This window comes from Acinetobacter sp. ANC 7912 (assembly GCF_039862785.1).
GTDB lineage: Bacteria > Pseudomonadota > Gammaproteobacteria > Pseudomonadales > Moraxellaceae > Acinetobacter > Acinetobacter thermotolerans.
Genome location: NZ_CP156795.1, coordinates 1,977,372 through 1,990,906, shown reverse-complemented (window position 1 = coordinate 1,990,906; position 13,535 = coordinate 1,977,372). Strand labels below are relative to the sequence as shown.

Sequence of the window (13,535 nt, the reverse complement as noted above, 5' to 3'; positions counted from 1 at the left end):
ATACATAAAAAAGCCCCAGATTTGGGGCTTTTTCTTGGCTTCAATTTAGACGTTGAAACGGAAGTGCAGCACGTCACCGTCCTGAACGATATAGGTTTTACCTTCCAGACGCCATTTACCAGCTTCTTTAGCACCTGCTTCGCCGTTGTACTGAACGAAGTCTTCATAAGAAATACATTCAGCGCGGATAAAGCCTTTTTCGAAATCCGTATGGATCACACCAGCCGCTTGAGGGGCAGTTGCACCGACTTTCACAGTCCATGCACGAACTTCCTGTACACCGGCAGTAAAGTAAGTTTGCAGACCCAACAGACCATAACCTGCACGGATTACTACGTTCAGACCTGGTTCTTCCATACCCATGGCTTCCAGGAATTCAGCACGTTCATCATCTTCCAGCAGGGAAATTTCTGCTTCGATTTGGTTGCAGAGCGGAACCACGATTGCATTTTCAGCAGCAGCCAGTTCACGTACTGCATCTAGGTGTGGGTTATTTTCAAAACCGTCTTCAGCCACGTTAGCAATGTACATGGTTGGTTTTAGAGTTAACAGACCAAAACCACGAACCAGTTTACGTTCATCCTCATCAAGATTCGCTGCACGGGCAGGTTTGCCTTCGTCCAGAAGAGGAAGAATTTTGTCGAGAACTGCTTTAGTTGCGATTGCTTCTTTGTCGCCCCCTTTTGCAGACTTCGCTAAGCGAGTCACGGCTTTAGTCACAGTTTCCAGGTCAGCCAGTGCTAGCTCAGTATTGATGGTCGCGATGTCATCTAACGGATCAATTTTGCCATTCACGTGAATCACATTTTCGTCTTCGAAACAACGTACTACGTGAGCAATGGCATCCGTTTCACGGATGTTGGCCAGGAACTGGTTACCCAGACCTTCACCTTTGGAAGCACCAGCCACCAGACCTGCGATATCTACGAATTCCATGGTGGTTGGTACCACACGTTGAGGTTTTACGATTTCTGCAAGTTTGTCCAGGCGTGGATCTGGTACAGGCACGATACCGGTGTTTGGTTCAATCGTACAGAATGGGAAGTTTTCTGCAGCAATTGCAGCTTTAGTTAATGCATTGAAAAGCGTAGATTTACCAACGTTTGGCAGGCCTACAATACCACAATTAAAACCCATGAAATAACTCACAAAGCGTTATATAAAAATTGCCAGTGATTTTACATGAAAGTACCGATAAAGTCAGTTGATATGAGGATGCTTTATGACAATCCCCTGGTTCATCATTTGGTATTTCCTAAATTTGTATTTATCCAACTTAAAATTCAGATGGTCCAATGCAAACAGGATTTCTTTATCCGATGATGAGTAGCGTGAAAATGATAGAAAAGCCGATTGTTTTTGTCAGATTGAATCACTAAAGTATTCAATATTATAAAGTCTGATATAAACAGACATCAGTTCCGTCCACAGGGAGAATACATGCGCACTTTATACCAGTTTCCACTTTCTCATTTTTGTGAAAAGGCACGCTGGATGCTGGATTACAAAGAGCTGGAATATGTTGCGCAAAATCTGATGCCGGGTGCCCATCGTGCCTTTGCCCGCCTGAAAACCGGACAAAACCGTTTACCGATTCTGCGCGATCGGGAACAGTGGATTGCGGACACGACCAAGATTGCCTTATATCTGGATAAGCAATATCCCGAACATCGTTTATTACCTGCAGAAGGGAACTTACGTCAGCAGGCATTGGATATTGATGAAATGACTCAGGAACTGGGACGTCATGTGCGTCGCTGGATGCTGGCTCAGGCTTTATCTTATGATCATGAATCGATGGATATTCTGATTGGAGAAAAGGGTTATTTGCGTCAGTTTGAAAAATTCTCCAAGCCCTTGCTCAAAACCATTCTGACCAAGGGTTATGCTTTGACTGCGGAAACCTTGGAACAATCAAAACAATATATTAAGAATTCGGTCGAGCAACTGAATCAGATCCGTATAGAAAAAGACGGGCCTTATCTGGTCGGTTCACGTTTCTCTCTGGCCGATATTGCGGTTTGTTCGATTCTGGCCCCTTTATTGGCCATTCCGGGAACGCCGTGGGAACGGGAAAGCTTTGAATCAATGTCGGATGAATATCGAGAATATCAAAGTCATCTGGCCGATTTGCCATTGGGACAATATATTCAAAAGATGTATCGCAATGAGCGTAATGCGCGAGTAGATTGGCGTGGGGTATAAAATTTTAAAAGTAAAAAAACGCGCATAAAGCGCGTTTTTTATAAGATCAGAATTAACCCCAAGGGCTGGTTTGATCAATATCGTTCTGTGATCCTAGACAAAATAATGGACAGCACGTCCCTCTAAAGATAACGTAACTTTAATCTTTGGAGATTCAAGAAATGGCTATCTTGCGCAGCAATGCTGCTCAAGTCCTGAATTTAAACAGCAAGCAATTGATTATGCACTTTCAAACTCGCACGAATCTTTAGCTGCAATCGCCCAGAAATTAGGTGTTGGTTATTCAACATTGGATAAATGGATTCGTGAAATCAATCCGGCGGGTTCAAGCAAACGCCAACTTTCACCAGAACAACAGCGGATTTTAGAATTAGAGAAAGAAGTCAAACAGCTCAGGGAAGCCAATGACATCTTAAAAAAAGCGCATGTGTACTTTCTGACAGATCATGCCAAGAAAAGTACACGGTAATTCAAGATCTGGATGTGAATGAAGTCACTGTATCTTCTGCCTGTAAATGCCTGGGTGTCAGCACTTCAGGCTATTATGCCTGGCGAAAACGCCAGGCCAATCCAGCGCAGAAATATAATGATTTAAAAGCCGTATATTGGCAGCATCATGCACGATTGGGTGCACCTTCATTAGTACATGACATGCATGATTTAGGGTACACCATGAGCGAACGAACCGTTGGAAGAATGCTAAAAAAACTTGGTCTACGGAGCAAGATTGCACGTAAATACAAGCATACGACTGATTCAAAGCATCGTTTGCCTACAGCACCAAACTTGTTAGATCGCCAATTTACAGTCATGCAGCCTAACAAGGTTTGGACAACGGATATTACCTATATCCGTACCAAGCAAGGTTGGCTGTATTTATGTGTGATGCTGGATCTATTTAGTCGTCGTATCGTGGGATGGCAAACCAGCCATCGAATAGACCGCCAATTGGTGTGTGATGCGTTTCATTATTCAATGGCTCGTCAGGGCTATCCAACAGGTGTTATGGTTCATTCGGACCAAGGCAGTCAGTACTGTAGTCGTGATTTTAGAGCACTCTTGCTGACAAATGATTGTATTCAAAGTATGTCTAGACGCAGCCTTGCGCAGTATACTGCTCATGGGATAATGCCGTGACTGAAAGCTTCTTTCATACATTGAAAGGCCATGTGGTGCATGGCAGTGTGTTTGTCACTCGAAAAGAGGCGAATGCGGTCTTGTTTGACTATATTGAGATTTATTACAATCGGGTCAGAAGGCATTCTGCAAACGGTTGGTTAAGTCCAGAAGCCTTTGAACAGAAATATATTAAAAGTTTAGAGGGATCGATTGTCCACGATACTGTCTAGGATCAAGAGAATAGTCACGTTTTGAAAAGCGCACTATTTTTAAGATTTTTATCCATAACGAATTTATTCCTTATAATAAATAGGGCTTTATTGGGTATTTACGCTTATCTGAAAGGCATTTTATACGATGAATGGTAAGGAAGATTACATCAAGCAACTTAAGCGACGGGTTTGGTATATTTTTTCAAAGAACTGGTAATTTATGAAAAAATTATCAATACTATCAGCAAAACAATGATGTATTTGAATAAAGCAACAAGAGATTAGAGATGGAATTAGACCGGTTTGATAAGCACATTCTCGAAATTTTAACTCATGAGGATGTCAACCTGAATGAACTTTCCGAGCGGGTAAATCTGTCGGTCAGCTCTGTCCATCGTCGTATCAAGCATTTGATTGACCAGAATATTATCAGTGGCTTAAAGCGGGAAATTAACTATCAAAAACTCGGCTTTAACCTGCATGTGTTATTACAGGTCTCCTTGAGCAAGCACGATAGTGATACCTTTGCCAAATTCCTCGGTGAGCTGGAAAGTATTCCGGAAGTGATCAATGCCTTCCTGGTGACAGGGCAGTCTGCGGATTTTATTGTCGAAGTGGTGGCGCGGGACATGGAGAACTACAGTGAGATCCTGCTCAACAAGATTGGCAAGATTGAACATGTGGTGGCATTGCATTCCAGCTTTGTGATCAAGGAATACAATGTCTTTAACTGCAGTGGCTTATTGAATAAAGTTTAAAAATCGAGAATAACATTTTTATTTTAATACTATTTTAATGCACATAAAAAACGCACCCCAAGGTGCGTTTTTTGATTCTGAGAAGATTAAGCATCAAGTTGCGCTAAAACTTCTTCAGAGAATTCAACGTTGGTGTAAACGTTTTGAACATCGTCCAGATCTTCAAGCATGTCAATCATACGCATGATTTTCTTGGCTTGATCGATGTCGGTGATTTCAGCTTTGGTTGCAGCGCTCATTACAACTTCTGCATTATCAGATTTTAAACCTGCAGCAGTCAATGCATCCTGAACAGTACCGAAAGTTTCAGGAGTGGTGATGACTAGAATTTCATCTTCATCCACTTCGATGTCTTCTGCACCAGCTTCTAAAGCCACTTCCATGATTTGATCTTCTAAAGCCACATCTTCAAAAGTGATCTCACCACGTTTGGTGAACATGAAGGATACGGAACCATTAGTGCCCAGGTTACCGTCATTTTTAGTAAAGCAGTGACGTACGTCTGGAACGGTACGGTTCAGGTTATCAGTCATGGTTTCCACAATCACTGCTACGCCACCAACGCCGTAACCTTCATAAGTCACTTCTTTCAGGTTGTCATTGTCATCGCCACCAGCACCACGTTGAATCGCGCGGTTAATGGTGTCACGAGTCATGTTTACAGATAATGCTTTTTCGACAACAGCACGTAGACGTGGGTTACTGCCTGCATCAGGACCGCCAAGTCTTGCTGCAGTGGTTAATTCACGAATGTATTTGGTAAATAACTTACCACGACTAGCATCTTGTTTTGCTTTACGATGCTTAATATTGGCCCACTTGGAATGACCCGCCATGCGAAATATGCTCCTTGTAGATTGGCTGTATGCCTATCGAATTGCGCAAATTCTACCATAAGCGCTTTTTTCAAAAAAAGAGCCTGCTTTTTAGAATTAACGATAATGACAAAAAAATAGACGAGACGGGCTGCTTTTAAACAAATTATGTAAATGAAGAGAGAGGGGAAATGTTTTTATAAAGTAAGAAAATGAGATGCTATAGCAAGATAACATCTCATTTGCAGTGAATTATTTCTTTTCTGGAATGATGATGTCCAAGCCTACTTTCTCTTTATAGAGCTGTTTTAACAGGGCAAGGTCATGATTGATTTCGCTTGGATAAATCTTGCCAAAAATACCACCTTGTTTGGTTTTGGCATTGGCATACATTAATACAATCGGTACATTCGCAGCTTTAGCAATATGCCAGAAACCAGTACGGATCGGTTTGCGCGCTTCACCATTTTTGGCACGGGTCGCTTCAGGGGCAATCACCAGATTAAATTTTTCATGACTTTGAAAAGCCTCTACCATCTGGCTGACGATATCCTGATTGGACTTACGATCAACCGCAATACCGCCAATCGATTCTAGTAATGGTTTGAAGGGACCTTTAAATAGCTCTTTTTTGATCAGGGTATGAATTTTCATGTCATAAATCTGAAAGAGTGCCAGAGAGAGCACAGCATCCATCATTGAAGTATGTTCAAAACCAACAATCACTTGCTTGTCTTCAAGTACATTTGGTTCAACGTGATACTGCCAGCCTGCAAGTTTAAACGCAGATTCGCCAATGAATTTCTTAAACATAGGGAAGGGATTGTGTGAAAAAACTCATAATTTGTTCTTCTTCGCTGTATCCGTCAAGCTCCTTTCTTTTAAAAGTTTTAAATGCGTACAAATCTTTTAATTGTTGATTCAAATTTTGGATTTTATTAAGACTTAAAACTAATAAATGTGATTAAATTAATCGTGTATTAGTCTTAATTTAGATAAAAAAAATCTTAAAAAGTTAAAAAAATGACTATTCAGCACAAAAAATAGTTATTAGACTTTTGTCGAAGCCTAAGGGATTTGGATAGGCTTCAGTATCTTCCCATCATGTTTGCTAGAGATGATTCAACATGACTTACTTAACTGCTTTAGTACTTTCATTGTTCATTTTTGCACTCATTGTTGTATGGTCTTTGATCGAAATTTATATGGATATACGTAAAGACGAAAAAATTGAACGCAAAGCCTAAGTTTCTAGAAAGTTGAAGGTGGGTCATATTCAACTTTGTTCTATTTCTAGGTGGATAAAACTTTCTTAAATTTATAGCTGTAAAGTATAAAAATATAGTTGAAATTACGCCAATCTCAACTTTAAATAAGCTTTTCAAATTGAATCGGCGAATAACCACATTTTTTATTCATAACGACGCAGACCGTATGTGACAAAATCTTTCTGATAAAACGATGCGATAAGTGCCATAAATCTCTTGTGCCCTTACTTTTTGAATATTAAAGCGATCAGTTAATTGACCAATGACCGTTTCAATTTTCCTTCGTGCTCTCATAAGCAACCTCATTGATTCTTGAGATCTAGAGTCCGGCATATTCTTTCTTAAAGGAGTTTGTAGATCAACATACTGAAATTTATAGTATTCTTTCAAGCTGGGTCTTAAGTAACCTTTATCTGCACCTAGTAACCCATGAATATTTTCTGTGATTTCTGGTGCAACATCACGCTCATCTACATTTGCTGGAGCGAAAGTATAGCCAGTAATCATACCCTCCAAATTAATTACAAGATGCCCTTTAAAACCATAGTATTTCTCTTGTTGTGCAGCACAATAACTAAAACCTGCATGTTCTTTGAAATTCTTGTGTCTTTTTGCTCGACTATAACGACAAACAGGTATAGGAAATCCATCAATAAAATGAATATGATCCTGACCATAATGTGCAGTTAATTGGGCTGTGATTTTTTGATGAACTTGCCATAAGTTTGCACAATGCTTACAAAAGTTAGGATATGAACCTAAATGAGGGAACCAACTTAAGTAATTGTTTTTAAAAAAACATCCATATGCTTTTATCCGTATCCATTTTGAGACACTCACCAACAATTTGCATTGTGATAATTTCAATATCGGTTAAAGCAGGTGGAAAACCACGTTTTCTTAATGGTTCAGAGACTATAGTTGGGTAAATTTCCTCTATGATTAAATAGACAATGATGATAAATTCTTCAGTGGACATAACTGTAATTTTATTTTCATAGACGGATTTAAAATGAGGTTATGTCCTTTTTATTTCAATGACTTAAAAAGTTGAGATTGGCGTTTGAAATTTTATTTCTAAAAGTAATGAGAAAGCCCATATTTTTTTGATGGAATTGTGATATTGAAAATTTATGATCTTCAGGTTGCTGCTAAAGTCTAAGATAATTAGTCAGAAAATTTTTAGCTGATTTTTTACTGTTGATGAAGTATACAAGCAGTTAGAAAAAAGCTTGTCTTTTAAAAAAATCTTAGCTAGTATTCATCTCGCTTAAACCTATTGATAAATAAGGTTTTCGCTATATAGGGCCTATAGCTCAGTCGGTTAGAGCAGCGGACTCATAATCCGTTGGTCCACAGTTCGAGTCTGTGTGGGCCCACCAGTTATTAAACCCCATAAACCAATGGTTTATGGGGTTTTTCTATGCCTGAAATTAACTTCACTTTCAAATTTTCATAGACCGCATGTGGTCCATTAGTCCAATAATCCGATGGTCTTAATAAAATATCAGCCCCTTACTTTCACTGCATTCTCACTTTTTCTGTGAATAGAGAAATTGATGACGCTGATCATCATAGAAGTTCAAGTTTCAATTTTCGCTATGAGCAGAGAAATGAGACTCTGTGGGGAATTTTTTAGAATACGCGGTATAGGGCATATCGCCTAAAAATCCTGGAGAAAACGGTGAAAGGTTTGGGGAGTTTATATAAAGAAATGACTTTGTCTTAATACTTGATAATTAGTTTGAAGATATTTATATAAAAGCAAAAATATGGATCAGGCCTAAAAGAAATCATTATATTAAGATACAAGTAAAAAATTGAGCTGATTTTATGAGTGTACAGGCAATTCTTTTTGAATTTAACTTGGATCGTATATATTAAATATTTGAATTAGCTATAATAATTAAAAAATTATAGTGTTAAATATTTATTGAGGGAGCAGCAAAATGAGCGTGGACTCAAAAAAACAAAGCAATCCATTTTCTACAGGTGGAGGTGGTGTTAATTTTGAAACTAGAGTTCAAGCCTCATTTGCTATAGCATTACTTACTCAATCTTGTGTTCCATGTTTACCTCAAACTATGAGGCCTAAAGAACTAAAGTTTCAAAACAAATATGATGGTTCGAATACTGATGATTTTGTTTTAGTCGCATCAGATAAATTTGGTAATAGAAGTAAATTATACGCTCAGATTAAGCATGAAATAACAATAAGTGATTCCATTGGAAGTGATGAAAAGAGTTCTATTTTTTCAGATGTCATAAGGAGTGCATGGGAAGACTTTCAGAGTGATTCTTTTAATAGGAATAATGATGCAATTGCTTTGATTACAGGTCCGCTTCCTAAGTTAGATATAGCTAATACGCTTCCACTCTTAGAATGGGCTAGGTATTCATCAAGCGCCTCAGACTTTATTAAAAAATCAAAGACTCAAGGATTTACTAGTGTAGCAAAGCTGAATAAGTTAGAGGCTCTAAGAAAGCAGTTAGGTCATGCTAATGGTGGTCAGGCAATAACTGACGATGAATTGTGGGAGTTTCTGCGAGTTTTTTATCTAGTTTCTTTTGATTTAGATGCTAAACATTCGGTAGTTGCTCACTTATTATGTTCACTTATTCAATGTCATTCGGATGAATCACCGGAACTCATATTCTCTAAAGTTATTACGTGTGTTCAGGACTATAACCAAAATGCAGGAACACTAACGCTTGAAAATACTCCTCATGAGGTTAGAGATTTATTTCATGTTAATAGTAAAGTTAATTTTGAAATGGATTTTCTTAAACTCCAAGAGCGTGGACTTCTCATCTATGAGGGTATTTCAAACAAAATACAAGGCTTTCATGTTAGTAGAGATGATTATTTACTAAAAATTTCAGAAGCTTATGATACAAGCGATTTTGTATTTGTAACAGGATCTAGGGGTTCTGGAAAATCAAGTATAGTAAAAGATTTTATTTCGAGTAAAAATAAGGGTGTTCCAGTTTTTTACCTTAGAGCTGAAGATTTAAACCGCACTCATCTTAATGATGTGTTCTCAACTATAGGAATGGGTTCAACCTTAGGTCAGATTGAAGGTTTTTTTGCTCTAATTCCTGAGAAAATTTTAGTCATTGAGTCTATTGAAAAAATATTAGAACTTGATCATCAAGAAGCATTTATTGATTTACTTCAGTTTATCCGACAACAGGAAGGATGGACCATTATTGCAACAGGGCGTGATTACGCATTTCAACAGCTTTCATTTCACTTTTTGCAACAGAATCAGATCAATTTTACTAGTGTAAATATCGAAGGTTTCTCTGAAGAACAGATAAAACAAGTTTGTGAACATGTCCCTGAGCTTAAGACATTAATATCAAATGATGCATTAGTGGGTATTCTTCGGATACCATTTTTTATTGATATTGCTGTTCGTGCGATAGCTAATGGAGCACAATTTGGAACAGGTGATACTGAAATTGACTTTAGAAAGAATGTTTGGTCTTCAGTTATTGCTAAAGATCAAGACCGAAAATCTGGTATGCCGTTAAGACGTAGAAAAGCATTTATTGAAATTGCTACACAGCGAGCAAAAAAAATGGTGTTTGGTATTTCCGCAGACCCATTTGATTTAGAGGTAATATCCAAACTTGAAGAAGATAACTTAATTTATAGAGATCCCAATAACTCAACTATCAGCTTACCCCATGATGTGCTAGAGGATTGGGCATTAGAGGAGTTTATTGAAGAAAAATATCAATATAACATAGATAATATAGATGAATTTCTATCTGCTATAGGTAATGAGCCTGCTATAAATAGAGCTTTTAGATTGTGGTTATACCGCCGATTGCAATTTGATGAATCTGCTTATGATTTTGTTGAAGAGATATTAACAGCTGAAAATATAGAAAATTTTTGGAAAGATGAAACGATGGCTGCAATTTTACAGCATGATTCTCCAAATATATTCTTACAGTCAATGAAAGATAATCTTCTTAAAAACGATTGCGCATTATTGATTCGTTTTTGTTTCATTTTAAGAATTACTTGTCAAAAACCAAATTCACATTTTGTTGACTCACTCACATTAGATAAGAACTCAGGCATACTCCGGACTCTATTTCTAGTACCTTATGGAAAAGGGTGGGAAGCCCTATTTAATTTTATTTACGAATATAGAAATGAATTAAGCAAATCTATCCATAATCATATTATTGAGCTAATTAATGAATGGCATAGTGTTATAAACATTAACGAGGATCTTCCGTCCGAATCAAGAATTGTTGGTTTATTAGCTCTTTGGTTATTAGAGCCTTTAAAGAAAGATTACCAAAATAAAGTTGGCAGGAAAAAAATCATCAGTGTTTTACTTAAAGTATCTCCCTCAATAGAAACTGAATTTGACCAGTTAATGGTACAAGATGTTTTTGTATCTAAAGTTAATCCTAGAAGATTGAGTTATGTAGATAAATTAACCAGTTTAGCTTTGGTTGGAATACATGTACCAATGTTATGTAAGAACCTGCCTGATTTTATAATAAGATTAGCACTACATGAGTGGGTGCTAGAACCAAGAAGAAAAGATAGTTGGTCGAGATATGAAAGCATTCGGGGTGATGAACGATACGGATTGGATGACAATCGCGATTTTTTTGCGCCTAGTGGGGCAAAAGGACCTTTTCAGTATTTATTGCAGTACCACCCTAAAAAAGCATTAGATTTCATACTTAAACTTTGTAATTTTGCAACGGAAAAATATATTGAACATCTTAAAAGGGAAGGTTGTGAAATACATTTAGAACGATTAATTTTAGAAGATGGAACATCTATAGATCAATTTGTTACTACAGAGTTCTGGTCGGGATATAGAGGTCACTCCAATATACCATATGTGTTGCAATGTGCTCTGATGGCTTTAGAAAATTGGTTAATAAGCTATATAGAAAGTAGTGGTGAAAATAATCAAATAGACTGGATCTATAATTATTTATTAAAAAATAGCAACTCAGTCCTGATAACTTCAGTACTTGCCTCTGCTGCAATAGGATTTCCAAATAAAGTAAGGAAGGCTGTATTTCCTATATTGAATATTGCAGAGTTCTATTTAATTGATATGAGCAGATTTGTGCACGAAGCTGGAAAAGACCAACTTCATTGGTTTAATGCTTATGATAATGATGTAATGACAGGTATTTACATTGAGGAAAGGAAAAAATCTGCTCTTAGACCATGGAGAAAAGAAACACTGGAGACATTATTAACAAAGCTTCAGTTTTCTGATCTTAGAGAAGACGTACTTCCAATTGTGGACAGTTTGAAAAAGCAGGCATCTACAAGTGATGATACCTACGTTAGGTATCTAGCAAATCGAATAGATACAAGAGAATGGCAAATTATTGAGGATAAAGAAAATAATCGGATTTTATTTCAGAATGCTTCGGAACTCCCAGAGGACTTAAAACAAGATCAACAAACATTCATTGAACAGCATGATTTTGATAACGCTATAATTGGATTAAATTTATGGGCGAGAGAGTTATTTGAAAAGAAAGAATTCAAAAAAGAATATTTTTCTTCATATGAAGCTGGATTAGAATCTGCAAAACAATTGCTGATTGATTTACAAAATAATCGAGTATCAAATCATCTGCATTTAGCAGTCGAAGCCATAAAAACTGTAGCAGTTGTTTGTATTCGAGATAAGATTCAAGATCTATCTTCGGTTGATATCGAATGGTGCTTGGAGATTATTGTAAGTTCAGTTATAGAATCCCCCGATAATCTAGAAGTGGAATTTCGATATAATCAAACTCATTTCGGCAATGGTGCATGCGCATACATTCTACCTAAGTTATTTGAATTAAAGTTAGAGCCCGAAATCTTAAATCATCTGAAATTTTCTTTAGCTACTGCATTAACACATGGCAACCATAATATTGGTGCTTTAGCTGCTAAAGGAGTAAGAGATTACCTATGGTCAATAGATGAAAAATTAGCAGGACATTGTTTAAATGGGGTAATTGAGTATGCGAAATTTCGAATTCAAGAGCAAGAAAACAGCAGGTTTTATTATTTAAAAGATAAGGAGCTAGAAGTAGCTCAGAAACAATGGGATGCAAAATTAAGAAAATTTCGCCAACAATTACTCGAGGGAACATTTAGTTTTCATGTAGATGATATTAGTTTAGAAAGTCATGCATCTTGGTTATTACATATACCCATGTTAATGATTCCTATGAATCCAAAAGATTCAAAGCTAATTGATTTAATCTTAAAATTAGTAAATTTTATTTTTGATTCTGACTACAGGAAATACCATTCTCGTAATGAAGATAAAATGAATCATGAAATAAAATGGCAAATACAATCTTGTTTTACTGAACAGCTAATACATTCGAAAATAAACGGTTTTGTACCATTCAAAGATTTAATTATTTCTGGATGTTTGAAGGCCCCAAGTATTATTTATTCAGTGAAATTATCATTTGACGTTGCTGCAGAGAAAGAAAATGATTTTGATGCTATATGGTCATTATGGAAAATAATAGAGCCAGAACTACATAAGATTGCCATAAATGATGTTAATGATCCTTATCAAGGTCTTCAGAATGACTTGAATAAATTACTACGGGGGGAGTTGTATGCTGATACTCCGTGGCAAGGGCATGAAAGTGAAAGAAAATGTATGGAAAAAGGTGTTAAGCATTTACTAGATTTTGCTAAGCAATCTGCAAATAACAGTCATGTTTTTATGGCTTTATCTTCGCTGATATATCATTTTTATGATTTGTTTTTTGATAAAGGTATTCAAATTCTAGCTGAAAAATTTACCAATGACTCTGATCTAATAGCAAAGCAGGTTAACACTGCATTCTATTTAGAAATGTCCATTGCAAGATATTTACAAGTTGAAAATCGAGGAATACTTAGTCGTAAGATGTATCAGATCTGTCTTGTTCTCTTGACTGGGCTCGTAGAAACAGGTTCTGCACGAGCCTACTACCTTCGAGAACATTTGGTCCGTTCTAGGAAAATTGCTGCTTAAAGGGTAAGGCAGCCATTCAGAGTAATAAAACTCTTCTCATGTAATATAATTTACAATATGACTTTTTTGGGGTGTAGATATTTCGGTTTTTTACTAAAAATAGCGCTAAACAACGCTATTTTTA

6 protein-coding genes, 1 tRNA gene and 2 pseudogenes are annotated in these 13,535 nt (G+C 36.9%); 5 read left to right on the top strand and 4 right to left on the bottom strand.

What is annotated here, in order from left to right:
- Positions 1-45: 45 nt before the first annotated feature.
- Positions 46-1,137: a redox-regulated ATPase YchF gene (ychF, locus tag ABEF84_RS09815; RefSeq protein ID WP_034583727.1), complete on the bottom strand. Its 1,092-nt coding sequence runs from the start codon at positions 1,135-1,137 to the stop codon at positions 46-48.
- Positions 1,138-1,440: 303 nt separating this feature from the next.
- Here ychF and ABEF84_RS09810 point away from each other — a divergent pair, with 303 nt between their 5' ends.
- From ABEF84_RS09810 to ABEF84_RS09800, 3 genes and pseudogenes are all read left to right on the top strand, one after another.
- Positions 1,441-2,205, top strand: a complete 765-nt coding sequence (locus ABEF84_RS09810; RefSeq protein ID WP_034583729.1) for a glutathione S-transferase family protein — start codon at positions 1,441-1,443, stop codon at positions 2,203-2,205.
- A gap of 142 nt (positions 2,206-2,347) precedes the next feature.
- A pseudogene (locus tag ABEF84_RS09805) lies at positions 2,348-3,554 on the top strand (IS3 family transposase).
- 269 nt (positions 3,555-3,823) lie between these two features.
- Positions 3,824-4,294, top strand: coding sequence for an Lrp/AsnC family transcriptional regulator (locus ABEF84_RS09800; protein WP_034584618.1), 471 nt, complete (start codon positions 3,824-3,826; stop codon positions 4,292-4,294).
- A gap of 86 nt (positions 4,295-4,380) precedes the next feature.
- On the opposite strand, the gene ABEF84_RS09795 is transcribed toward ABEF84_RS09800, so the two are convergent.
- The 3 genes and pseudogenes from ABEF84_RS09795 to ABEF84_RS09785 form a co-directional block, all read right to left on the bottom strand.
- The gene (locus ABEF84_RS09795; RefSeq protein ID WP_034584615.1) at positions 4,381-5,130 is read right to left on the bottom strand and encodes a YebC/PmpR family DNA-binding transcriptional regulator; all 750 of its coding nucleotides are present in this window, start codon (positions 5,128-5,130) and stop codon (positions 4,381-4,383) included.
- A gap of 231 nt (positions 5,131-5,361) precedes the next feature.
- Positions 5,362-5,922, bottom strand: a complete 561-nt coding sequence (locus ABEF84_RS09790) for a 1-acyl-sn-glycerol-3-phosphate acyltransferase (protein WP_347452881.1) — start codon at positions 5,920-5,922, stop codon at positions 5,362-5,364.
- 555 nt (positions 5,923-6,477) lie between these two features.
- Positions 6,478-7,356 (bottom strand): annotated as a pseudogene (locus ABEF84_RS09785) (IS982-like element ISAba825 family transposase).
- Between the two features lie 326 nt (positions 7,357-7,682).
- On the opposite strand from ABEF84_RS09785, the gene ABEF84_RS09780 reads away from it, so the two are divergent.
- Positions 7,683-7,759, top strand: a tRNA-Ile gene (locus ABEF84_RS09780).
- Between the two features lie 567 nt (positions 7,760-8,326).
- Complete coding sequence (locus ABEF84_RS09775; RefSeq protein ID WP_347473672.1) at positions 8,327-13,411, top strand: hypothetical protein; 5,085 nt, start codon at positions 8,327-8,329, stop codon at positions 13,409-13,411.
- Positions 13,412-13,535 lie beyond the last annotated feature (124 nt).

Excerpts from the sequence above, each read along its gene's own strand:
- ychF (WP_034583727.1), bottom strand. The coding sequence starts at position 1,137 with ATGGGTTTTAATTGTGGTATTGTAGGCCTGCCAAACGTTGGTAAATCT.
- ABEF84_RS09810 (WP_034583729.1), top strand. The coding sequence starts at position 1,441 with ATGCGCACTTTATACCAGTTTCCACTTTCTCATTTTTGTGAAAAGGCA.
- ABEF84_RS09800 (WP_034584618.1), top strand. The coding sequence starts at position 3,824 with ATGGAATTAGACCGGTTTGATAAGCACATTCTCGAAATTTTAACTCAT.
- ABEF84_RS09795 (WP_034584615.1), bottom strand. The coding sequence starts at position 5,130 with ATGGCGGGTCATTCCAAGTGGGCCAATATTAAGCATCGTAAAGCAAAA.
- ABEF84_RS09790 (WP_347452881.1), bottom strand. The coding sequence starts at position 5,922 with ATGTTTAAGAAATTCATTGGCGAATCTGCGTTTAAACTTGCAGGCTGG.
- ABEF84_RS09775 (WP_347473672.1), top strand. The coding sequence starts at position 8,327 with ATGAGCGTGGACTCAAAAAAACAAAGCAATCCATTTTCTACAGGTGGA.